22 protein-coding genes are annotated in these 22,249 nt (G+C 62.0%); 14 read left to right on the forward strand and 8 right to left on the reverse strand.

Going from position 1 to position 22,249, the window contains the following annotated elements:
* Positions 1 to 45 precede the first annotated feature (45 nt).
* From CSE6_RS18800 to CSE6_RS18820, 5 genes are all read left to right on the forward strand, one after another.
* A complete protein-coding gene (locus CSE6_RS18800) occupies positions 46 to 1,707 on the forward strand; it encodes a CTP synthase (protein WP_034359936.1) in 1,662 nt (553 codons plus the stop codon).
* A 149-nt stretch (positions 1,708 to 1,856) separates the two neighbouring features.
* Positions 1,857 to 2,714, forward strand: a complete 858-nt coding sequence (gene kdsA / locus CSE6_RS18805; protein WP_034378812.1) for a 3-deoxy-8-phosphooctulonate synthase — start codon at positions 1,857 to 1,859, stop codon at positions 2,712 to 2,714.
* Between the two features lie 435 nt (positions 2,715 to 3,149).
* Positions 3,150 to 4,436 carry a phosphopyruvate hydratase gene (gene eno, locus CSE6_RS18810; protein ID WP_003057720.1) on the forward strand — a complete coding sequence of 429 codons (1,287 nt, stop codon included), beginning with the start codon at positions 3,150 to 3,152 and terminating at the stop codon, positions 4,434 to 4,436.
* 77 nt (positions 4,437 to 4,513) lie between these two features.
* Positions 4,514 to 4,792, forward strand: a complete 279-nt coding sequence (locus tag CSE6_RS18815; RefSeq protein ID WP_034389417.1) for a septum formation initiator family protein — start codon at positions 4,514 to 4,516, stop codon at positions 4,790 to 4,792.
* The gene (locus CSE6_RS18820; protein WP_193751146.1) at positions 4,761 to 5,303 is read left to right on the forward strand and encodes a hypothetical protein; all 543 of its coding nucleotides are present in this window, start codon (positions 4,761 to 4,763) and stop codon (positions 5,301 to 5,303) included. The genes CSE6_RS18815 and CSE6_RS18820 overlap by 32 nt, the downstream gene beginning before the upstream one ends.
* A gap of 123 nt (positions 5,304 to 5,426) precedes the next feature.
* Here the strand turns inward: CSE6_RS18820 and CSE6_RS18825 are convergent, their stop codons facing one another.
* Entirely contained in the window at positions 5,427 to 6,434 is a 1,008-nt protein-coding gene (locus CSE6_RS18825) for an Hsp33 family molecular chaperone HslO (RefSeq protein ID WP_059441229.1), read from the reverse strand.
* Between the two features lie 30 nt (positions 6,435 to 6,464).
* Positions 6,465 to 6,989, reverse strand: coding sequence for a gamma carbonic anhydrase family protein (locus CSE6_RS18830; protein WP_003064497.1), 525 nt, complete (start codon positions 6,987 to 6,989; stop codon positions 6,465 to 6,467).
* Between the two features lie 50 nt (positions 6,990 to 7,039).
* Between CSE6_RS18830 and CSE6_RS18835 the strand changes: the two genes are divergently transcribed.
* From CSE6_RS18835 to CSE6_RS18845, 3 genes are all read left to right on the forward strand, one after another.
* On the forward strand, positions 7,040 to 7,846 hold the full coding sequence (locus CSE6_RS18835; RefSeq protein ID WP_059441230.1) for a ferritin-like domain-containing protein: 807 nt from the start codon (positions 7,040 to 7,042) through the stop codon (positions 7,844 to 7,846).
* A 161-nt stretch (positions 7,847 to 8,007) separates the two neighbouring features.
* The gene (locus tag CSE6_RS18840; RefSeq protein ID WP_003064492.1) at positions 8,008 to 9,267 is read left to right on the forward strand and encodes an EAL and HDOD domain-containing protein; all 1,260 of its coding nucleotides are present in this window, start codon (positions 8,008 to 8,010) and stop codon (positions 9,265 to 9,267) included.
* Between the two features lie 35 nt (positions 9,268 to 9,302).
* Complete coding sequence (locus CSE6_RS18845; RefSeq protein ID WP_034359932.1) at positions 9,303 to 10,589, forward strand: EAL and HDOD domain-containing protein; 1,287 nt, start codon at positions 9,303 to 9,305, stop codon at positions 10,587 to 10,589.
* A gap of 102 nt (positions 10,590 to 10,691) precedes the next feature.
* Here the strand turns inward: CSE6_RS18845 and CSE6_RS18850 are convergent, their stop codons facing one another.
* Entirely contained in the window at positions 10,692 to 11,696 is a 1,005-nt protein-coding gene (locus tag CSE6_RS18850; protein WP_059441231.1) for a tripartite tricarboxylate transporter substrate binding protein, read from the reverse strand.
* Between the two features lie 224 nt (positions 11,697 to 11,920).
* Here CSE6_RS18850 and CSE6_RS18855 point away from each other — a divergent pair, with 224 nt between their 5' ends.
* Positions 11,921 to 12,571: a molybdopterin-dependent oxidoreductase gene (locus CSE6_RS18855; RefSeq protein WP_034359928.1), complete on the forward strand. Its 651-nt coding sequence runs from the start codon at positions 11,921 to 11,923 to the stop codon at positions 12,569 to 12,571.
* Between the two features lie 8 nt (positions 12,572 to 12,579).
* On the opposite strand, the gene xerD is transcribed toward CSE6_RS18855, so the two are convergent.
* Positions 12,580 to 13,536: a site-specific tyrosine recombinase XerD gene (gene xerD / locus CSE6_RS18860; protein ID WP_059441232.1), complete on the reverse strand. Its 957-nt coding sequence runs from the start codon at positions 13,534 to 13,536 to the stop codon at positions 12,580 to 12,582.
* Between the two features lie 103 nt (positions 13,537 to 13,639).
* Positions 13,640 to 14,524, reverse strand: a complete 885-nt coding sequence (locus CSE6_RS18865; protein WP_034378802.1) for a LysR family transcriptional regulator — start codon at positions 14,522 to 14,524, stop codon at positions 13,640 to 13,642.
* Positions 14,525 to 14,634: 110 nt separating this feature from the next.
* Between CSE6_RS18865 and CSE6_RS18870 the strand changes: the two genes are divergently transcribed.
* Entirely contained in the window at positions 14,635 to 15,675 is a 1,041-nt protein-coding gene (locus tag CSE6_RS18870; RefSeq protein ID WP_083994770.1) for an NAD(P)H-quinone oxidoreductase, read from the forward strand.
* 82 nt (positions 15,676 to 15,757) lie between these two features.
* Here the strand turns inward: CSE6_RS18870 and CSE6_RS18875 are convergent, their stop codons facing one another.
* Positions 15,758 to 16,738, reverse strand: coding sequence for a tripartite tricarboxylate transporter substrate binding protein BugE (locus CSE6_RS18875; RefSeq protein ID WP_034408728.1), 981 nt, complete (start codon positions 16,736 to 16,738; stop codon positions 15,758 to 15,760).
* A 236-nt stretch (positions 16,739 to 16,974) separates the two neighbouring features.
* On the opposite strand from CSE6_RS18875, the gene CSE6_RS18880 reads away from it, so the two are divergent.
* A complete protein-coding gene (locus CSE6_RS18880) occupies positions 16,975 to 17,883 on the forward strand; it encodes an AEC family transporter (RefSeq protein ID WP_059441233.1) in 909 nt (302 codons plus the stop codon).
* Between the two features lie 56 nt (positions 17,884 to 17,939).
* Here the strand turns inward: CSE6_RS18880 and queG are convergent, their stop codons facing one another.
* Positions 17,940 to 18,980, reverse strand: a complete 1,041-nt coding sequence (gene queG / locus CSE6_RS18885; RefSeq protein ID WP_059441234.1) for a tRNA epoxyqueuosine(34) reductase QueG — start codon at positions 18,978 to 18,980, stop codon at positions 17,940 to 17,942.
* A 12-nt stretch (positions 18,981 to 18,992) separates the two neighbouring features.
* Between queG and tsaE the strand changes: the two genes are divergently transcribed.
* The 3 genes from tsaE to CSE6_RS18900 all read left to right on the forward strand — a co-directional run bounded on the left by tsaE (position 18,993) and on the right by CSE6_RS18900 (position 21,438).
* Positions 18,993 to 19,514, forward strand: coding sequence for a tRNA (adenosine(37)-N6)-threonylcarbamoyltransferase complex ATPase subunit type 1 TsaE (gene tsaE / locus CSE6_RS18890; RefSeq protein ID WP_034359921.1), 522 nt, complete (start codon positions 18,993 to 18,995; stop codon positions 19,512 to 19,514).
* Positions 19,511 to 21,037: an N-acetylmuramoyl-L-alanine amidase gene (locus tag CSE6_RS18895; protein ID WP_193751147.1), complete on the forward strand. Its 1,527-nt coding sequence runs from the start codon at positions 19,511 to 19,513 to the stop codon at positions 21,035 to 21,037. The genes tsaE and CSE6_RS18895 overlap by 4 nt, the downstream gene beginning before the upstream one ends.
* Positions 21,038 to 21,222: 185 nt before the next feature.
* Positions 21,223 to 21,438: a glycine zipper 2TM domain-containing protein gene (locus CSE6_RS18900; protein WP_003064466.1), complete on the forward strand. Its 216-nt coding sequence runs from the start codon at positions 21,223 to 21,225 to the stop codon at positions 21,436 to 21,438.
* A 107-nt stretch (positions 21,439 to 21,545) separates the two neighbouring features.
* On the opposite strand, the gene CSE6_RS18905 is transcribed toward CSE6_RS18900, so the two are convergent.
* Positions 21,546 to 22,199, reverse strand: coding sequence for a DedA family protein (locus CSE6_RS18905; RefSeq protein ID WP_003064464.1), 654 nt, complete (start codon positions 22,197 to 22,199; stop codon positions 21,546 to 21,548).
* Between the last annotated feature and the right edge of the window lie 50 nt (positions 22,200 to 22,249).

Genomic DNA, 22,249 nt, shown 5'->3' on the forward strand with positions numbered 1-22,249 from the left:
GGTTCAGCAATGAACTGTCCCTACCCTCCACCACCAAAAAAAGACATGACCAAGTTCGTCTTCGTCACCGGCGGTGTGGTGTCTTCCCTAGGTAAGGGAATCGCCTCAGCCTCCCTTGCTGCGATTTTGGAATCGCGCGGTCTCAAAGTCACCCTCATCAAGCTCGATCCCTATATCAACGTGGACCCGGGCACCATGTCGCCCTTCCAGCACGGCGAAGTGTTCGTGACCGATGACGGAGCCGAGACCGATCTGGACCTGGGCCACTATGAGCGTTTCATCGAAACGCGCATGCGTCAGAGCAACAACTTCACCACGGGCCGCATCTATCAGTCCGTGCTGGAAAAGGAACGCCGTGGCGACTATCTGGGCAAGACCGTGCAGGTCATCCCCCATGTCACCAACGAGATCCAGGAATACATCAAGCGCGGCGCGGGCCTTGGCACCGACCACGAAGTGGATGTGGCCATCTGCGAAGTCGGCGGCACCGTGGGCGATATCGAGTCCCTGCCCTTCCTGGAAGCTGCGCGTCAGCTGGCGCTCAAGCTCGGCCCCAACAACTCCGCCTTTGTGCACCTGACCTACCTGCCGTTCATCGAGACGGCCGGCGAGCTCAAGACCAAGCCCACCCAGCACACCGTGCAGAAGCTGCGCGAAATCGGCATCCAGCCCGATGCGCTGCTGTGCCGCGCCAAGCACCAAGTGCCCGAAGAGGAAAAGAGCAAGATCTCCCTCTTCACCAATGTGCCCGAGTGGGGTGTGATCTCCATGTGGGACGTGGACACCATCTACAAGGTGCCGCGCATGCTGCACGAGCAGGGTCTGGACGGCCTGATCTGCGACAAGCTGCGCCTGAACACGCCTCCCACCAATCTCAAGCGCTGGGACGACCTGGTCTATGAGACCGAGCATCCCCAGGGCGAAGTCAAGATTGCCATGGTGGGCAAGTACGTGGAGCTGTCCGACGCCTACAAGTCGGTCAACGAAGCACTCAAGCACGCCGGCATGCGCAACCATGTGCGCGTGAAGATCACGCATGTGGACTCGGAAACCATCCACGACGCGGATGCCACCAAGCTGCTCAAGGATTACGACGGCATTCTGGTGCCCGGCGGCTTCGGCTCGCGCGGCGTGGAAGGCAAGATCTCTACGGCCAAGTTTGCCCGCGAGAACAAGGTGCCCTACCTGGGCATCTGCCTGGGCATGCAGGTTGCCACCATCGAGTACGCCCGTCATGTGGCCGGTCTCGCAGGCGCCAACTCCACCGAGTTCGACCCCGCCACCCCCAATCCCGTGATCGCCCTGATCACCGAGTGGAAGGACGCGGACGGCACGATCAAGACCCGTGACGAGAACTCCGACCTGGGCGGCACCATGCGTCTGGGCGCACAGTCTTCCGACGTGCAAAAGGGCACGCTGGCGCACAGCATCTACGGCGACGTGGTGACCGAGCGTCACCGCCACCGCTATGAAGCCAACACCCAGTATCTGGACCAGTTGCGCGAAGCCGGCCTGGTGATCTCGGCCCTGACCCAGCGCGAACAGCTGACCGAAATCGTCGAGCTGCCCGCCAAGGTTCACCCCTGGTACATCGGTGTGCAATTCCACCCCGAGTTCAAGTCCACCCCCTGGGATGGTCACCCGCTGTTCAACGCCTTTATCAAGGCGGCCATGGACAACAAGGCCCAGCCGGGCAAGAAGGCCTGATTCCCTTCCTCCGGAATCAATCCTTAAATAGGAGCTGCCAGCGCTTGAAATGCAATGATCTCAGCATCAAATGATGTTGAAGTCTTTCAAAATAGAGCGCCAGCAGCTTCAGTTTTTGAAGCATGCACGGCGTGCAAAAAGGAACCCCCATGAAACTCTGCGGCTTTGATATTGGTCTGGACAAGCGCTTCTTTCTGATCGCCGGCCCTTGCGTGGTCGAATCCGAACAACTGCAGATGGACGTGGCCGGGCAACTCAAGGAAATCACTTCCTCGCTGGGCATCCACTTCATCTTCAAGAGCAGCTTCGACAAGGCCAACCGTTCCTCGGGCACCAGCTTTCGCGGCCCCGGCATGGAAAAAGGTCTGGAGATCCTTGCCAAGGTGAAGAAGGAGCTGAACGTGCCCATCCTCACCGATGTGCACACCGAAGCCGAAGTGCCTTACGTGGCGTCTGTCGTCGACATGCTGCAGACCCCCGCCTTCCTGTGCCGCCAGACGGACTTCATCCGCGCCGTGGCCCAGTCGGGCAAGCCCGTGAACATCAAGAAGGGCCAGTTCCTGGCCCCGCATGACATGAAGAATGTCATCGACAAGGCCCGTGCTGCGGCTGTGGAAGCGGGCCTGCCCGCGGACAGCTTCACGGCCTGCGAACGCGGCGCCAGCTTTGGCTACAACAACCTGGTCAGCGACATGCGCTCGCTGGCCATCATGCGCGAGACCGGCGCCCCTGTCGTGTTCGACGCCACCCACAGCGTGCAGCTGCCCGGCGGCAACGGCACATCCAGCGGCGGCATGCGCGAGATGGTGCCCGTGCTCTCGCGTGCGGCCGTGGCCGTGGGCGTGGCTGGCCTGTTCATGGAAACCCACCCCGATCCCTGCAACGCCCTGTCGGACGGCCCCAATGCCGTGCCGCTCAAGCACATGAAGGCACTGCTGGAGACACTGGTGGCGCTGGACGATGTGACCAAGCGCAACGGCTTCCTGGAAGACCGCTTCCAGGCCTGAGCATGCATACACAGCGCATCAGCAGCGACATGACGGCCTTGCTGCAGGCCTGCATATCCATACGCCCCGGCCGCCCCAAGGCGGGCAGCGGCGTCTGAGCAGATGATGCACCCCGGCATGACCGACACGATGAAGCGTGGCGTCATGCCTTTTTTGTATCCGCTTTTGTGTCCGAATGCTTGCACAGAAACGTCTTGCGCAAGAAATTCGACTGCTGCAACACGTCAAGGCAAAAGCGGCCCACCAAATTTGTGCACAATAGCCGCCGCAGCCTCTTCCATACTCGTCGCGTGCATGGCGCGCGCGCAGCATGTGGAGAAGAGTCGGCTTCACAATTTTGATAGCAGCTTGCGCTTTATGCACAAGCGCTTGGGCGTGATTTCATGAAAGAAGTCAGCCTGCACGTACCGATTTCAGAAACCCAAAGGAAATGCAATGAGTGCCATTGTTGACATCGTAGGCCGCGAAGTGCTGGACAGCCGCGGCAATCCCACCGTTGAGTGCGACGTGCTGCTGGAATCCGGCGTGATGGGCCGTGCCGCCGTGCCCTCGGGCGCGTCCACCGGCTCGCGCGAAGCCATTGAACTGCGTGACGGCGACAAGAGCCGTTACCTGGGCAAGGGCGTGCTCAAGGCTGTGGAGCACATCAACACCGAAATCTCCGAAGCCGTGCTGGGCCTGGACGCTTCCGAGCAGGCTTTCCTGGACAAGACCCTGATCGACCTGGACGGTACCGACAACAAGAGCCGCCTGGGCGCCAACGCCATGCTGGCCGTGTCCATGGCCGTGGCCCGCGCCGCAGCCGAAGAAGCCGGCCTGCCCCTGTACCGCTACTTCGGCGGCATGGGTGGCGTGCAGCTGCCCGTGCCCATGATGAACGTGATCAACGGCGGCGCCCACGCGAACAACTCGCTGGACCTGCAAGAGTTCATGATCATCCCCGTGGGTGCCCCCACCTTCCGTGAAGCCGTGCGCTGGGGTGCCGAAGTCTTCCACGCTCTGAAGGCCATCATCCACCACAATGGCATGTCCACCGCCGTGGGCGACGAAGGCGGTTTCGCACCTTCCGTGGAAAACCACGAAGCCGCGATCCAGCTAATCATCGAAGCCATCGAAAAGGCCGGCTACAAGCCCGGCGAGCAGATCGCCCTGGGCCTGGACTGCGCAGCATCCGAGTTCTACAAGGACGGCATGTACGTGCTGGCCGGCGAAGGCAATATGACACTGACTTCGACGCAGTGGACCGACATGCTGGCCGGCTGGTGCGACAAGTACCCCATCATCTCCATCGAAGACGGCATGCACGAAGGCGACTGGGATGGCTGGAAGATCCTGACCGAGCGCCTGGGCGCCAAGGTTCAGCTGGTGGGTGACGACCTGTTCGTGACCAACACCAAGATCCTCAAGGAAGGCATCGAAAAGCGCATCGCCAACTCGATCCTGATCAAGATCAACCAGATCGGCACCCTGACCGAGACCTTCGCCGCCATCGAAATGGCCAAGCGCGCCGGCTACACCGCCGTGATCTCGCACCGCTCTGGCGAAACCGAAGACAGCACCATTGCCGACATCGCCGTGGGCCTGAATGCTGGTCAAATCAAGACTGGCTCCATGAGCCGCTCCGACCGTATCGCCAAGTACAACCAGCTGCTGCGCATCGAGGAAGACCTGGGCGATGTCGCCGAGTACCCCGGCCGCGCTGCCTTCTACAACCTGCGCTAAAGTGCGCAGCTGAAGTAAGTGCCCGGCAACCGCTTTGCGGCCAGGGCGCTTACCCTTGATTCCACCAGGTTTTTTGTATGGTCAACCGCGTCGTCTGCGTCACATTGCTGGTCTTGCTGACCGCCATTCATGCCCAGCTCTGGCTGGGCAATGGCAGCATGGCCTATGTGCACGAGCTGCAGCAGCAAATCAAGGATCAATACGCGGCCAACGCCCTAGAAAAATCGGAAAACGACAGGCTGCAGTCCGAGGTCAACGACCTCAAGGACGGCCTGTCCACCGTGGAAGAAAAGGCCCGTTACGAGCTGGGCATGGTCAAACCCAATGAAATCTATATTCAGGTTTCCAGGCGCTGATCCGGCGCCCGCTCCGTCCCGAAGCCAGCCCCGCGCTGGCTTTGCTGTTCCTGCGCCCACGGTGGTGCTGCTGGGCGCTCCCCATGCCCTGGCGCGCGGCATGGCGCATGGCTTGCTGCAGGCCCGTCTGGATGCGGGCCTGGCCGGCCCCTGGCAATGCATGGCCCCCGCGAGCGGCGATGAATGGCCGGCCGATGCCCTGGTCTATGTGCTGGGCCAGGACTGGCGCGATGCCGACCCGGACCCCGCCATCGCTCAGCAGATCAGCCAATGGCGCGCACTGCTGGAAGCACGCTCTCAGAGCTATGTGATGCTGTACGGCAGACCGTCTGCCCAATGGCAGCAACTGACTGCCTCTCTGAAATTCATGGAACCGGCCGCAGACTGGGATTGGATTTCAAGCAAAAATCCCTGGAGTTCCAGTCAGAAAATACGCCGCAAAGCCTGCGAGCAATGCGGCGATCCCGAGTGCGAGCTGGCACTGTTCGAGGCCTTGAAAAGCGCCCCCTGAGGCGCCTCGTGCCTTCTCCCCTATCTTTTCCGAGCTGGAAGACACCCGCGCTGCCCCGACCTGGGCTCTTGCAGGGTGTCTCCACCGCCATCAGAGCTCCATAGCCGCGAGCAGACTGTTCAGTTACTGCACCGAGCTGGAGCTGGGCGGCTGCTTTTGCACTTCGGTGAACAGACGCGCCGCATCGATGGCGTCGAACTGGTATTGCTGGCCGCAGAAGTCGCAGCCCACCTCGATCTTGCCACGCTCGGCCACGATGGAATCCACCTCTTCCTCGCCCAGCGAGGTCAGCATGGCGGCCACCCGGTCACGGCTGCAGGTACAGGCGAAACGCGGGGCCTTCTCGTCGGCCTGAGGAGCGAAGCGCAGCAGCTTCTCCTCCCAGAACAGGCGCCGCAAAATGGTCTCCACATCCAGCGTCAACAGCTCTTGCTGCGTCAGGCTGGAGGCCAGCGTGGCAACGCGGTTGTACTCCTCGTTCAGGCCCTGGGCGTCATGCTCGGCCTCCCCGCTTTCGGTGGCCGCGGCCAGATTCGCCTCGCCCTTCACAGGCATGCGCTGCAGCATCAGACCGGCAGCGATCTGGTCATTGGCGGCCAGCACCATCACGGTGTCGAGCTGCTCGGACTGCATCATGTAGAACTGCAGCGCATCCGACAGGCGCTCGAAGCGGCCGCCAGCACCATCGTTGAGCGGCACCACGCCCTGATAGGGGTTCTGGCCGGGCTGGCGGTCCTTGGGGTCCAGCGTGACGGCGCAGCGGCCCGCGCCATGGGCATTGACCAGTTCTGCCAGCGGGGCCAACTGGCCGCGCAGGGGCAGATTGGCCTCTCCCACCAGTGTTGCCGTGGCACGCAGGCTCAGATCCGACTGCACTTCGGCCACGGCCAGTTTGACCGGGCCGTCACCCATGACCTGGAATACCAGCGCGCCATTGAACTTGATATTGGACTGCATGAGCACGCCAGCCGCCGTCATCTCGCCGAGCAAGGTGCTGACGGCCTCTGGGTAGGCGCCGGTATCCTTGTTGCCGGCACGGCGCTGCAGGATTTCCTGCCAGGAGTCAGTCAGGCGAACAATGGCACCACGCACGGGCAGGCCGTCAAAAATGAATTTATGCAGTTCAGACACGCTAATCGATTCCGGTAAAAAGCAGGGCCCTCAGCCCAGCTTGCGCAAGCCGCGCTTGAAGCGGCGAGCATTTTCAACATAGTTCCTGGCGCTCTGGCGCAGACCTTCGATCTGCTCGGGCGATAGCTCGCGCACGACCTTGGCGGGGCTGCCGAGGATCATGGAGCCGTCGGGAAATTCCTTGCCCTCGGTCACCAGCGAGCCTGCGCCCACCAGGCAGTTCCTGCCTATCCTGGCGCCATTGAGCACCACTGCACCGATGCCGATGAGCGAGCCATCGCCAATCGTGCAGCCATGCAGCATTACTTGGTGGCCAACCGTCACATTGCAACCCACCGTAAGCGGTTTGCCGAAATCGGCATGCAGCACGCTGGCATCCTGGATGTTGGAGCCCGCGCCGATGCTGATGTTTTCGGTATCCCCGCGGATGACCGTTCCAAACCAGACGCTGGCGTCCTTGTCCAGCTTGACGCGGCCCATGACCTCGGCGCTGTCGGCCACCCAGGCGCTTTCGTCGATCTGCGGCGCAACGCCGTCGAGTTCGTAAATTGCCATCTGCTTGTCTCCCTGTGGGTTGCTTCTTTATAGAACCTAGAATTGTAGGGATGGAGTTACGTCATCGCGCGCTAGAGGTCTTGTGTCTTGCAGACCCTGAGAAAAAAGCTGCTGCAGCCATTGATCTGCATGCACAAAAAGCTCTCTATTCGATAGCAGAAACAGCACCGACACTGCGCATCCCCGAATCCGAGCTTCCCGGTCGCCCGGCCCGGCCCGAGCTCAAGCACCACACGGCCGTGGCGCGCCGCTCGCCTGCCACCCTCGAAGGCCGGGCCGTGCTCATCCATGCCATTGCACATATAGAGTTCAATGCCATCAACCTCGCACTGGACGCCATCTGGCGCTTCGACGGCATGCCCGGGCAGTACTACCACGACTGGCTGCAGGTGGCTGCAGAGGAAGCCAAGCATTTCCGCCTGCTGCGCGATCATCTGCGCCAGCATCATGGTCAGGACTATGGCGACCATCCGGCCCACCAGGGCCTGTGGACCATGTGCGAGAAAACGGCGGGCGACATCGTGGCCCGCATGGCCCTGGTACCCAGAACGCTGGAGGCGCGCGGCCTGGACGCCACGCCGCAGATCCAGAACAAGCTGCGCAACACCCACGCGACCGATGCGCTGGCGGCCTGTGACATTCTGGACATCATCCTGCGCGAGGAAGTGGGCCATGTGGCCATAGGCAACCACTGGTATCGCTGGCTGTGCGAGAAAAACGGTCTGGACCCCGAGTCGTTGTACCTGGAGCTGACAAAGCGCCATGAAGCGCCGCGCCTGCGCCCACCCTTCAATGAGAAGGCACGCCGCGCCGCAGGCTTCACCGCAACCGAGATCGCCTGGCTGCAACAGATCTAGGTATTTTTTCTTGACTCGAATCAAGAACCACCGACAAGCGAGGCCCGCGAGCCGAAGTTGTTGGCACAAACGGACTGAACGCACGAAGCTGACACTATGATCGGCTCGTTCTTACAATAACCGGCACAGCCAACCATTTCCCACACAGACGTCATGCAGCAATGAGTGAACAAACCATAGAGGACCAGGCATTCGCCTCGCCGCGCAACCTGTCCAAAGGCATGATTGCACGCCAGCCCATCGTCAACGGGCTGCAGCAAATCATTGGTTACGAGCTGTTCAACCGCTCGCGCTCGCCTTATGGTCACACCATGGCCTCAGACGCGACGCTGATCTTTGCGGCCCTCACGCATGCTGGAGAGGAAGATCTGGTCGGCACCAAGCTCATGTTCGTGAATTGCACTCACGAAGGTCTGACCGGCGAGCACCTGGAGCTGCTGCCTGCCGACAAGGTGGTGCTGGAGATCCCCCCTCTGGGCCATGCTGCCGTGCATGAGGTGGCAGCCCGCCTGCCCACCTTGCTGGCACTCAAGGACCAGGGCTTTCATCTGGCCTTCAACCACACGGTACTGGAGTCTGTGTATTCGGCCTGGCTGCCGCTGGCCGACTACATCAAGCTAGACCTCTCCACGCTGGCACCGGACCAGCTTACGGTGCTGGTCAAGTTCGCCAACCGCCACACCCGCGCCGAGCTGATCGCCGAAAAAGTCGAAAGTGCCCATCAGCATGAGCTGGGGCAGCGCCTGGGCATAGAGCTTTTCCAGGGTTTCTGGTTTGCCCGTCCCACGGTGATGCAGACCCGCCTTCTGACCCCGACGCAGCAAAGCATCATCCAGTTGCTGACGCTGGTACGCGAGCAGGCCAGCACCGATGCGATCGAGGAAGTTCTCAAAAAGGACGCCGCCCTGGCCTTCAACCTGCTGCGCCTCATCAACTCGGCCAGCTTTGGCGCCCATCGCAAGATCACCTCTTTCAAGCAGGCCGTGATGCTGCTCGGCCTGAACAAGCTGTTTCGCTGGGCTGCCATGCTGCTGACGGCCGCCCGTGAAGGCGGCCCCCCGCCGGCCGTAGGCCAGACCGCCGTGATTCGCGGCCGTCTGATGGAGCTGCTGGCCAAGCACTCGCTAACGGACACCGACGCCGATCTGGCCTTTATCTGCGGCATGTTCTCCATGCTGGACCGCATGCTGGGCATGCCTTTGCCTGCAGCGCTGGCGCTGATTCCGGTGTCCGAGTCGGTCTCCGCCGCGCTGCTGCATCATGAAGGCATTCTGGGCGAGCTGCTGATGCTCACCAAGGCCTGCGAGAGTCATGACCAGGAACAATTCGACCGCAGTGCCTGCAGCCTGGAGCTGGAGCACGGGGACATCAATCACGCTCATCTGCAGGCTTTGAGATGGACGGAGTGTCTGTCCGACTGACAGCGCTTTTGCCCCACACCCAAGCGATAACCGACATGGATACCTCTGACACAAACGCCTCTTCACCAACCGCCAGCCCCGTTGCAGACAGGGACGAGGCCAATATGGCCAGCATTGCGCGTCAGGCAATCGTCGATGAAAAGCGGGATGTGTATGGCTACGAGCTGTTTGACCGCTCGGTTGCACATAACGCACACACAGCAGCATCCGATGCGGCGCTGCTGTTCAATGCACTGTCCTACGCCGGTGCCGAAGCCCTGGTGGGCAAAAAGACGGTTTTCATCAACTGCACCCACGACAGCCTGAGCGGCGGCCACCTGGAGCTGATTCACCCCGACCGTGTGGTACTGGAAGTGCCGGCCCTGCCCGCCGATGCCACGCAGGAAAACATCGAAGCCTGCCTGCCCACATTTGCGGCCCTGCGCCAGCGTGGCTTTCGCCTGGCTTTCGACCAGAACCTGCTGCGCCGCAACTATGCGTCATGGCTGCCCATGGCCTCCTTCGTCAAGCTGGACATGCAGAGCTTCGCGATCGAGCATGCCGAGAAGCTGGTGAAGTTTGCCCAGACCTACACACGCGCCCAGATCGTGGCCGAGAAGGTCGAAACAGCCGAGCAGTTCGAGCATATGCTGGGCCTGGGTGTGAAGCTGTTCCAGGGCTACTGGTTCGCCCAGCCCCAGCTCGTGCAGGCGCGCACCATCCGCCCCACGCAGACCACCATCATCCAGCTCATCAACCTGGTGCGCCAGCAGGCCAGCACGGAGGAGATCGAAGAGCTGCTCAAGAAGGACCCCACGCTGTCCTTCAACCTGCTGCGCTTCATCAACAGCTCGGGTTTCGGTCTGTCCTGCGAGATCACCTCCTTCCGCCATGCAGTGATGATTCTGGGCCTCAAGAAGCTGTTCCGCTGGGCGGCCCTGCTGCTGACCACCTCACGCGCCGGCGGCACACCGCCGGCTGTGGGCCAGACAGCCGTGGTGCGCGGCCGCCTGATGGAGCTGCTGACCGCCGAGCTGCTGCCACCCGAGGAATGCGACCACGCTTTCGTCGTGGGCGTTTTCTCGCTGCTCGATGTGATGCTGAGCCAGCCCATGGCCAAGGCCCTGGAATCCGTAGCCCTGCCCCAGTCCGTGGTTGACGCACTGGTACACAACCAGGGCGTTTTTGCACCCTTCCTGGATCTGACGCGCGCCTGCGAGTCTGGCGACGAAGCGGCTTTTGCCCGCGCCGCCAATGCGCTGCAGCTGTCCAACCACCAGGTCAACTGGGCCCATCTGCAGGCACTGAGCTGGGCCGACAACCTGGCCAGCGAAGTGATCTGAGCCAATCCGCTTCGCGACCAGTCAGTGCGCTTGCTGCGCACAACGAAAAAGGGCTTGCAGCCGATGTGACCGCAAGCCCTTTTTCATTCAAGAAAGTCCCGATCAGTTGGTCTGGATACCTGCAGCCTTGATGATCTGGGCGTTGGACCTGGACTCGGCTTCGATCTGCTTGGCAAAGTCCACAGCCTTGCCGCCGGTAGGCACATTGTCAGTGGCCTCCAGGCGCTGACGGATCTCGGGCAGCGCCAGCGCCTTGTTCACCTCGGCATTCAGGCGAGCCAGCACGGGGGCGGGCACACCTGCGGGAGCGAAGATGCCGAAGACCGATGTGGTGTTGGCGTTCTTGTAACCCAGCTCGGCCAGCGTGGGCACTTGAGGCAGCGAGTCCAGACGCGCCGGAGCTCCCACGGCCAGGGCCTTGAACTTGCCGGCCTTGATGTGCTGCATCACGGCTGGGCCGGCATTCGTGGACAACACTTCGAACTGTGCACTCAGGCCGTCATTGAGCTGCTGGCCACCGCCCTTGTAAGGCACATGGGTGATCTGAACCTTGCCCTGATCGGCAATCTGCTCGAGCATGATGTGGCCCAGCGAGGCCAGACCGGCCGTGGCCCAGCGCACATCGCCGGGGTGGGCCTTGGCCTGGGTCATCAGCTCGGGAAAGCTCTTGGCTGCCAGACGGGTCGTTCCCAGCAGCAGCACGGGCGAGTACATCACGCTGACCACGGGAACAATATCCTTGTGCGGATCGAACAGCGGCTTGCCCAGATGGGGGCTCAGCGTCAGCGGGCTGATGGACGAAAAGCCCAGCGTATAGCCATCGGGGTTGGACTTGGCAACCTGATCCAGGCCAATCGCGCCACCCGCACCGGCCTTGTTGTCGATCACCACCGACTGACCCAACGACTGCGACAGCTTTTCACCCAGTGCACGGGCCACCACATCGCTCACACCACCGGCAGGGTAGGACACCACCAGACGAATGGGACGGCTGGGCCAGCCAGCCGCGTCGGCTTTGTCGGCCGCCTGGACATTCAGGGACAAGGTGACAGGCAGCATGGCTGCCAGGGCACAGGTGAGCATGCTGCGACGCAGAAAGTTAGTCATCACTCGAAATCCAAAAATCAAGACCTGCATTTTTGACCAAAGTGAATTCCCCGGTTGATTTGGACGACGATTCGTCAATTCATTGGACAGAAAACATCAAAATAAAACTTCAAACATTCAAATAGACCAACACTCCAACCGACCAACACCTTCATCGACATGTCGCAATGACGCCCGCAAGGCTTGCCGCTAGACTGCAGCAATCTCCACAAAGAAAGCGCCCCATGGAAGAAAAACAACCTCTATCCCGTCGCTCCATCTTGCTGCGAAGCGGTGCTGCGGGCGCTGCACTGGGCGCCATGGCTCTGCCCGCCGCGGCCACACGCAAGGCCTCCCGCACCTGCGTGCTCGATGGCCTGCAGCCCGCTGTGCTCACCATCAGCGGCCCCGGTGTGCAGGCCAATCGCGGCAAGCCGCAGGCCGTGGCGGACCGCATGCTGATCATCCATGGCTATCTGTTTGATGCAGCCTGGTCCTGTGGCATGGATGCGCTCAACAGCCTGGAGCAGCAGACGCTCAGGACCACGCTGGAATACGACGAAGCCGAGCACAGCCTGCAAGGCCCGCTGCTGGAGCAGGTGCTGCAGGCCGCCGGCGTGGATGTAGGCCAGGCCATGGCGCGCGGCCTGCAACTGACTTTGCAGGGCATAGATGGCTATCGCAGCCAGATACCGCTGGCCCAGGCCGTGCGCTGGCGCATGCTGATTGCCACCCAGCTGGACGGCGTGCCGCTGGCAATGGGCGGCGTGGGCCCGCTCTGGGCCATTTTTGCAGCCCATCAGATTCCGGAGCTCGGCCAGTTGCCCGTCAAGCAGCGCTTTCCTGCCGCCGTCTGGGGGCTATACCACCTGCAGCTTGGCAGCGCGACGACCTAGGTAGCGGCTCAGCCGCGCGGGTGATGCTCGGCATGCAGAGCCTTGAGCCGCTCGCGCGCCACATGGGTGTAGATGGTGGTGGTGGAGATATCGGCATGCCCCAGCAGCATCTGCACCACGCGAAGGTCGGCGCCATGGTTGAGCAGATGGGTGGCAAACGCATGGCGCAGCGTATGTGGCGACAGCGGCGAGTTCACACCTGCAATCTGCGCGCATTTCTTGACGATGACCCAGAACATCACGCGACTCATGCCCGCGCCGCGCTGGGTCACAAACACCTCCTCGGTCTGCTGCCCTCCCAGAATCACGGCACGCGCCTGCTGCAGATAGCGCTCCAGCCAGTGCTGCGCCTCCTGGCCGAACGGCACCAGCCGCTCCTTGCGTCCCTTGCCCGTCACGCGCAGCACGCCCGAGCGCAGGTCCAGCTCATGCATGCGCACGCCCACCAGTTCGCTGACGCGCAGACCGCTGGCATACATCAGCTCCAGCATGGCGCGATCGCGCAAGCCCAGCGGGCTGTCCACATCGGGCGCATCGAGCAGGGCCTCCACCTGCTCCTGGGTCAGGGTCTTGGGCATGCGCGACGGCTGCTTGGCCGCCAGCATGCGCACCGTGGGGTCGGCAGCGATGCGCTTTTCACGCAGCGCCCAGTGAAAATAGCGACGCAACACCGTCAGCCTGCGGTTCGAGGAGGTGGCCTTGGTGCCCTCCACACGGGCCGTGAAATAGCCCTGCAGATCGGCTTCCAGCGCAGCATCCAGCGCCTTGGGCGGCTGCAGCCGCGCCAGCCAGCGCGCAGCCGCTGTCAGGTCACGCCGATAGGCGGACAGGGTATTGCGCGAAAGCCCGTCCTCCAGCAGCAGGGCATCGATGAACTGATCGAGCGCATGCTGGCTCTGCGGCAAGGGCTGCGGCCAGTCATCGGGAATCTGCGGTTTGCGGGCTTTTTTAGGAGTGTCGGACATGGAGCTAGCGTACACGCTGGCGAGGGTGCACCGAGCTGAAATCAGCTCGGTGCACCATGGAGATCAGGGTCAGATACCGGCAATGGCAAATGCTGTGCCTGCTTCAGCTGATGCCGGCTGATGGACCATCGAAAGCCTCGGCCAGGAACTGCGCAACCGCTCTCACCCTAGCCGTGCGCTGCAGATCGGGATGCATGACCTGCCAGACTTCGTAGTCGTTCGGACGTCGGCGTTGCGGCCAGATACGCACCAGGCCTTCGCGCTCCCCCATCCACAACGGCATTTCCCCAATCCCGATGCCTGCAGCAACCGCCTTGCGCACGAGGAGACTGGAGCGGACCGACATGGCAATCCTGGCCTGACGTGCCGGCACTCCGGCCATGCTCAGTAGCGGACTTTGCTCCAGATAAGGCCCGTATGCCACCAGATGGTGACCGCGCAACTCGTCTTCAGGGGCGGGCTCGCCAAAGCGAGCCAGATAACTCGTGCTTGCGAACAGCCCCACAGGCCACGAAGCCACACGGCGAACCACCAGCTCCGGGGTATCAGGCCTGACGTTGCGAAAAGCAATATCCGCCTGTCGGCGACCGAGGCTGAGCAACTGGGTAGAGACTTCCAGATCCACGCGGATATTCGGCCAGTGCTGCTGCACACGCTCGACAGCGGGCAGCAACAGGTCAATAGCGATGGAGTCGGTGCTTGTCACGCGCACCAGCCCACCGGGATTTTCATCCTGACCCTCGATCTTGGTGCGCAAGTCCAGGGCCGCACTCTCCATACGCTTTGCCGCAGCCAGTGCCACCTCGCCAGCGGCCGTGAGCAGGTATCCATCCTTGGCCCGCAAAAACAGCTTTGCCCCCAGCTCGGACTCCAGCGCATTCAGGCGTCGCCCGACCGTTGCCTGATCAATGCCCAGGCTGCGCGCTGCGGCGCGCAATGAGTGCGTGCGGCTCAGGGCGAGAAAGATGCGGGTATCGTCCCAGTTCATGGCTCATCAGTTGATGCAAATTTGCATCAATGTAGAGCGAAATCGCTGCATTGCAAACAAAGCTTTGCGTCGTAATCTTCAGCGCTCAAAGATATTTCGAGAACGACGCTATGCCCACCTTTTTGACAGACTCCATCCCCGCAGCAAAGCCCACCACCATGCAGGCCATCGTTTTTGACGACTTTGGCGGGCCCGAGGTGCTGGTGGCCCGCGAGCTGCCGGCTCCTGAGCTTCGCCCCCACGACTTGCTGGTACGCAACGCCTCCATCGGCGTCAATCGTGCCGACCTCTATCACCGCAAGGGCGCCTATGGCCGAGCTTCCTTTGGTGACGCAGACACCATGGGCCTGGAGATCGCCGGAACCGTGATCGACGCCGGTCCCTTGGTGCAGGGCTTCTCCGTGGGCGACCGGGTCATGGGTATCGTGGGCGGCGGCGCTTATGCCGAGATTTCGCGCATAGACCACCGCATGGCGATACATGTCCCCGGGAATCTGGACCTCGTGGATGCCGGTGCGATACCCGAGGTGTTCGTGACCGCACACGAGGCCCTGTTTCATCTGGCTGGCTTGCGCGCCGGCGAGTCGGTGCTGATCCATGCGGCAGCGGGTGGTGTCGGATCGGCCGCCGTTCAGCTTGCACATGCTGCCGGCGCCCGGGTTTTTGCGACGGCCAGCGGCGACAAGCGCGAAGCGGTCCTGGGTTTCGGAGCCGATGTCTTCATCGACTATCGCAGCGAGGACTTCCAAACCGTGGTGGCCCAGGCCACCGACGGCAAAGGCGTGGACATCGTGATCGATTTCGTCGGTGCCCCCTACCTGGAGCCCAATGTGCGATCGCTGGCCGTCGGCGGGCGCATGGTGATGGTGGGCCTGCTGGGCGGCTCCCAGGGCGCTGCATTGCCCATGGACCTGGTGCTGTACCGCCATCTGCGGATCTTCGGAACCGTGATGAAGTCACGCTCGCCCGAAGTCAAGCAGGCGATGGTCCAGCGCTTTGCCCAGCGATGGCTTGGTGCATTGGAGAGTGGAGCGATACGGCCCGTGATCGATAGCTCCTTCGCTTTGGCAGATGCTGCTGGGGCGCACAGACATATGGAGTCCGGGGTCAGCATCGGCAAGATTCTGTTGCTGCCTGGGAGCGGAAAATAATATAAAAAAACAAAGCCCGAATCGCCTCAAAGGCAATTCGGGCTTGCGGTATCCGCTACTGTATCGGCAGCAGATCAGCTGCTTAGTCCAGTGTCAGCTTCTGCTTGGCCACGACCTGCTTGTAGGTTTCGAACTCTTCCTTCAGTTCCTTGGCGAATTCCTGAGGAGAGTTGCCCACCACCAGCGAGCCGGTGTCTTCGATGCGCTTCTTGACCGCGGGGTCCTGCAGCACCTTCTTCACAGCGGCATTGATCTTGTCGACCATGGCCTTGTCCATGCCCTTGGGGCCCAGAATGCCGTAGGAAGCCATGCGATTGACCTGGGGCAGACCCACTTCCTTGAAGGTGGGCACGTCAGGCAGCACGGCCAGACGCTGGGGAGCTGCCACGGCGATGGCTTTGAGACGGTTGTCCTTGATGAAAGGCAGTGCCGAAGGCAGGTTGTCCAGAATCATGGGGATCTGGCCGGCAACCGCGTCGTTCAGGGCCGGGCCCGCGCCGCGATAAGGCACATGGGTCATCTGGATGCCGGTCAGCGACTTGTACAGCTCCATCAGCATGTGCTGGATGCCGCCCGTACCGGACGAGCCATAGGAGTACTTGCCGGGATTGGCCTTGAGTTCGGCCTCGAAAGCCTTGTAGCTGGCCGCGCCGGGGAACTTGGGGTTCACGGCGATCACATTGGGCGTGGCCGCAATATTGATGATGGGCGTGAAGTCCGTCAGCGGGTTGTAGGGAGTCTTGGGGTTGATGGCCGGATTGGTGGCCATGGTCGACAGCGTGGAAATGCCCAGGTTGTAGCCGTCTGGCTTCTGGCGCGCGGTTTCCTGCGCACCGATGACGCCGCCGCCACCGCCCTTGTTGTCCACCACCACGGACTGACCCAGTTCCTTGCTCAGCGGCTCGGCGATCACACGCGCAATGATGTCGGTCGTGCCGCCTGCGGCAAAGGGCACCAGCAGCTTGATGGGCTTGGTGGGGTAGTTGGCCTCTGCCAACACACCGGTCGAAAAACCTACAGTTGCCAGAGCCATTGTCAGGCCCACGCACATACGACGATTCATGAAGGGGTCTCCTTATGAGTTCTGAAATTAACGGCTGATGGTACGTGCCGCAAAAAACCCGACACATTCTTGTTAGCCCTGATTTCTCAGTAATTACCCTAGATTCACACCATTTCCTTGAAGCGCATCAAAGTTCAGCTCGAATGAGCCGAGCGACAACAGTAAGTACTACTACATAGAAACTTGGCGACAGCTTTCTCTCAGCAAACCTATGACCGGCCCTATGCTTACAGGCCGTGAACTATCTAGAACTGCTTTTTCCCGATTTCGCGCTCATCGTGCTGGGCTATGTGCTGTGCCGTTTCACGCCCATCAACCGCAACGTCTGGCAAGCCGTGGAGCAGCTCGTCTACTACCTGCTGTTTCCGGTGCTGCTGTTTCACTCCATCACGCGCAACCCGATCCAGTGGGGCGACGCCAGCCAATTGCTGGCTGCCGGTGTGCTGGGAGGCCTGCTGGGCATTGTGCTGACCTACAGCCTTCCGCACCTGCCTCTTCTGGGTCGGCGCATCGATGCACGCGGCTATGCGGGAGCAGCGCAAGTGGCGTTTCGCTTCAACTCCTTTATCGCGCTGGCACTGGTTTCGCGCCTGGCAGGGCCGGACGGACTGCTCTATGTCTCGGTGCTGATCGGCGTATCCGTGCCGCTGTTCAATGTGGCCGCCGTCTGGCCCATGACGCGTGGCAGCGACCAGCATTTTGTCGGTCATCTGCTGCGCAATCCGCTGATCATCGCCACCGTCAGCGCCCTGCTGTTCAATGCCGCCGGACTGAAAATTCCGGCCTTGCTCGAAGCCCCCGTGGCCCGTATCGGCGCGGCCTCGATCGCACTGGGCCTGATGGCCGCCGGCGCCGGCCTCAAGCTCAGTGCACTGGCCAGCAACAAGCTGCTGGCCAGCGAGTTGCTGCTGATACGCCATGCCATCCAGCCGCTGATCGCCTTTGCCATGGTTCAGCTGTTCCACCTCAACCAGCCGCAGGCGATTGCGCTGATGGCGTTCTCCAGCCTGCCTACTGCCTCGTCCTGCTATGTGCTGGCTGTGCGCATGGGCTATGAAGGCTCGTTTGTGGCCAGTCTGGTGTCGCTGTCCACGATGCTGGGCGTGCTCAGCCTGCCCTTCGGGCTCTGGCTGATCGGCATTTGAATTTGATATCTTCTTGCGCTTACTGGATAAGCGATAGAGGCCAATTTCACTAAAAGTCAGGCGCGCTGCGCCAGCGCCCAGGCCACATGTTCGGCCACCACGGGGTCGGGATGATCGGCCCGGCTCTGCAGCGCGGCTTTGAGTTCGGGCCTGCCGGTTTCGCGCCAGGCATTGCCCAGGGCCACGGCCACATTGCGCAGCCAGCGCGCATGGCCAATGCGGCGGATGGGGCTGCCCTCGGTCACGCGCAAAAAAGTGGCTTCATCCCAGGCCAGGAAATGCACCAGTTGAGTGCCGGCCAGTCCGGCGCGGGCGTCGAAGTCCGGCAAGACGCTCGGATGGGCAAACTTGTTCCAGGGACAGGCCAGCTGGCAGTCATCGCAGCCATAGATGCGGTTGGCCATCAAGGGCCGCAGTTCCTCGGGAATGCTTCCCGCATGCTCGATGGTCAGATAGGAGATGCAGCGCCGCGCATCGACCTTGTGCGGCGCGATGATGGCGCCCGTGGGACAGGCGTCGATGCAGGACGAGCAGCTGCCGCAGTGCGCTGTGACGGGGACGGTGGGCTCTAGCGCAAAGTCCACATAGATTTCGCCCAGAAAGAACATCGATCCGGCCTCGCGGCTCAGCACCAGGGTGTGCTTGCCGCGCCAGCCCTGGCCGCTGCGGCTTGCCAGCTCGGCCTCCAGCACCGGAGCGGAGTCGGTAAAAGCACGGTGGCCGAACGGGCCTATTTCCTGTGCGATGCGCTCAGCCAGCTTCTGCAGGCGGTTGCGCAGCACCTTGTGATAGTCACGGCCTCTGGCGTAGATGGAGACAATGCCTTCTTCGGGACGCTTGAGCCGATCCCATTCCACGGCCTGCCAGCCGTCCCCGGTCTCGCGCGGCAGATAATCCATGCGCGCGGTAATCACGCTCACCGTGCCGGGAACTAATTCCGCTGGCCGGGCTCGTTTCAAACCATGGGCCTGCATGTAATGCATCTCGCCATGAAACCCTTGCGCCAACCATTGCAGCAAACCGGGTTCTGCCGAGGACAAATCCACGCCCGCCACGCCGATTTGGGAAAATCCCAGCTCGCGAGCCCAGGCTTGCATCAAAGGAACCAATTGACTGCTGCTCAACATACACCCCGAATTGTAGGAAGCGAGCCCACACCGGCGCTGGCGCAGTGCCAGATACTCTGGCAAAGCGAACAAGATACCGAGCGCTTTGCCCGGCAACTGGCCGCCCTGCCCCAGCTGCGCAACGCCTATGTGACCCTGCATGGCGACCTGGGTGCGGGCAAGACCACGCTGGTGCGTCACTGGTTGCGCGCCCTGGGCGTGCAGGGCCGCATCAAGAGCCCGACCTACGCAGTGGTGGAGCCGCATGAGGCTGGCGATCTCTCGATCTGGCACTTTGACTTCTACCGCTTCGACGATCCGCGTGAATGGGAAGATGCAGGTTTTCGTGACATTTTTGCCAGTGCTGGACTCAAGCTGGCAGAATGGCCCGAAAAGGCTGCAGCGGTTACACCTGTTGCGGATATAGCTATCCATATCGAAGCAATTGACGATGTGCAGCGACAGGTGACGCTCAAGGCTGGCACCCCCGCAGGCTGCACCGTGCTTGAAGCATTGACGGCATGAGCAAAACAACTTTCTCCACGGCTTTTCCGGACCTGCCCCAACCTGGCCCTTCCCTGCCGGGTCTTTCCCGACCGGGTCTTTCCCGCCGCAATCTGCTGCAGGCAGGCGGCGTGGTTCTGCTGCTGGGCCGCCAGCATATTGCACAGGGCGCGAGCATCGTGGCCGTGCGCGTCTGGCCCGCACCCGACTACTCGCGCGTCACGCTGGAATCCGATATTCCGCTGACGGCCAAGCCGGTCTTCGTGCCCAGCCCGCCGCGGCTGGCCGTCGATATCGAGGGCCTGGATCTGAACCCGGCGCTCAAGGAACTGGTGGCAAAGGTCCGCTCCGACGACCCCAATATCGCCAGCATCCGCGTTGGCCAGTTTGCGCCCGGCGTGGTGCGTCTGGTGATCGACCTCAAGCAGGAAGCCCGGCCCCAGGTCTTCACGCTGGCCCCGATTGCTCCCTACAAGCACCGGCTGGTGCTGGACCTCTACCCCGCCAAGGCCGTGGACCCGCTGGAAGCCCTGATCAGCGAGCGCCTGCGCGATGCCGGCAGCACGGCCGCCGCCCCGGCACCGCACAACCCCGCCATCACGACACCGCCCCCTGTAGCGATTGCGACAGCCCCTCCGGCCGACCCTCTGGGTGATCTGATTGCCCAGCGCAACCAGCGGCCCAGCGCGCCAGCACCGGCTCCCGCGGTAATTGCACAGGCTCCGGCACCGGCTCCCGTGCCGCCGCCGCCTGCTCCCGCGCCACGCCCGGCACCGGCGCCAAGGCCTGCACCCAATATTGCCACCTCGCAAAGCACGGACCGCATCATCATCGTGGCGCTGGACCCCGGCCATGGCGGCGAAGACCCCGGCGCCACCGGTCCGAGCGGCCTGCGTGAAAAAGACGTGGTGCTCAAGGTCGCCCATCTGCTGCGCGAGCGCATCAACAACTCGCGTATAGGCGGCAGCCCCATGCGCGCCTTCATGACGCGCGACGCCGACTTCTTCGTGCCCCTGGCCACACGCGTGGAAAAAGCCCGCCGCGTCCAGGCCGATCTGTTCATCAGCATCCATGCCGATGCCTTCACCACCCCGGCAGCGCGCGGTGCCAGCGTGTTTGCGCTCAGCGAACGCGGGGCATCGAGCACGGCCGCCCGCTGGCTGGCCAACAAGGAAAATCAGGCCGACCTGGTGGGCGGCCTGAACGTGGGCGGACTGCAGGATCAGCATGTGCAGCGCATGCTGCTGGACATGAGCACCACAGCCCAGATCAAGGACAGCCTCAAGCTGGGCACTTCGCTGCTGGGCGAAATCGGCAGCATGGCCAAGCTGCACAAGGCCCGCGTGGAGCAGGCCGGCTTTGCCGTGCTGAAGGCGCCCGACATTCCCAGCGTGCTGGTGGAAACGGCCTTCATCAGCAACCCCGAGGAAGAAGCCAAGCTGGCCTCTGCCGCCTACCGCGAGCAACTGGCCGATGCGCTGATGACGGGCATACGCAAGTACTTCGCCCACAACCCGCCCCTGGCGCGCAGCCGATCGGTTTAAGTGCGCGCTTACACAAAACGACCATGCTGGCTGTCAGCCGACAAGCCGGCTCGATGACAGTCGCCAAGCCTGAATGACACAGGCTTGGCCCTCTCTCCTACCTGAAAGCCAGGGCAGAAGGTTCAAGATCAAGGCGTGTTCTTATGAAAGCTGGCCTCTAGGGCAAGCTGTACAGGAGAGACCTCATGAAACTGCGAACTCTTGCCATCACCGTGTCTGCTGCCTTCACGCTGGCCATGGCAGGCTGCTCCACCTCGCCCACCAATGCCCAGATCGGCACCGGTGTCGGCGCCGTCGCTGGCGGCGTGGTCGGTGATGCACTGTTTGGTTCCACTTTGGGCACCGTAGGCGGTGCCGCGGCAGGCGCGCTGATCGGCAACGAGGTAGGCAAGCGCAAATAAACGCCTCGATCCGATCTGAATGCCCAAAAAAGAAGCCCCGGCTTGCCGGGGCTTTTTCATGGGTCAGCGCTTTTCCGGTCGGGGCAAAGCACTGTCAAGAGTGCAGATCAGGCTGTCCTGGCCTTTTCGGCCTTGCCGGCGCGCCAGGCACCGAAGATGGCAATCAGACCGGGCACCAGGATCAGACCCCAGATGATTTTTTCAAGATTGTTCTTCACCCACTCCATATTGCCGAAGAAGTAGCCTGCGGCGCTGATGCCCACCACCCAGAGCACGGCCCCCACGACATTGAACAGGCTGAACTTGGCGCGGCTCATATGAGCCACACCGGCCACGAAAGGTGCAAAGGTGCGGATGAAAGGCATGAAGCGCGCAAGAATGATGGTCACGCCGCCATAGCGCTCATAGAAGTTGTGGGCCTGGTCAAAAGCCTTGCGGTTGAACCAGCGCGAGTCCTCCCACTGAAACACCTTGGGGCCCAGGTAGCGGCCTATCGTGTAATTGCTCTGGTCGCCCAGGATGGCTGCTGCCAGCAGCACCACCACCGCCAACGGGTAGCTCATGTAGCCGGCTCCGCACAGCGCGCCGACGATGAACATCAGCGAGTCACCGGGCAGGAAAGGCATGACCACCACACCGGTTTCGACAAACACGATGATGAACAGCAAGGCGTACACCCAGGGCCCATAGGCCACGACAAAGGCTTCCAGATGCTTGTCGATATGCAGGATGAAGTCGATCAGAAACTGAATGATTTCCAAAACACGGTCCTCAAAAATGGATTGGCATACCGGCGTATGCCGGCCAGTAA

Origin of the sequence: Comamonas sp. E6, assembly GCF_001010305.1 — a bacterium.
GTDB lineage: Bacteria > Pseudomonadota > Gammaproteobacteria > Burkholderiales > Burkholderiaceae_C > Comamonas > Comamonas thiooxydans.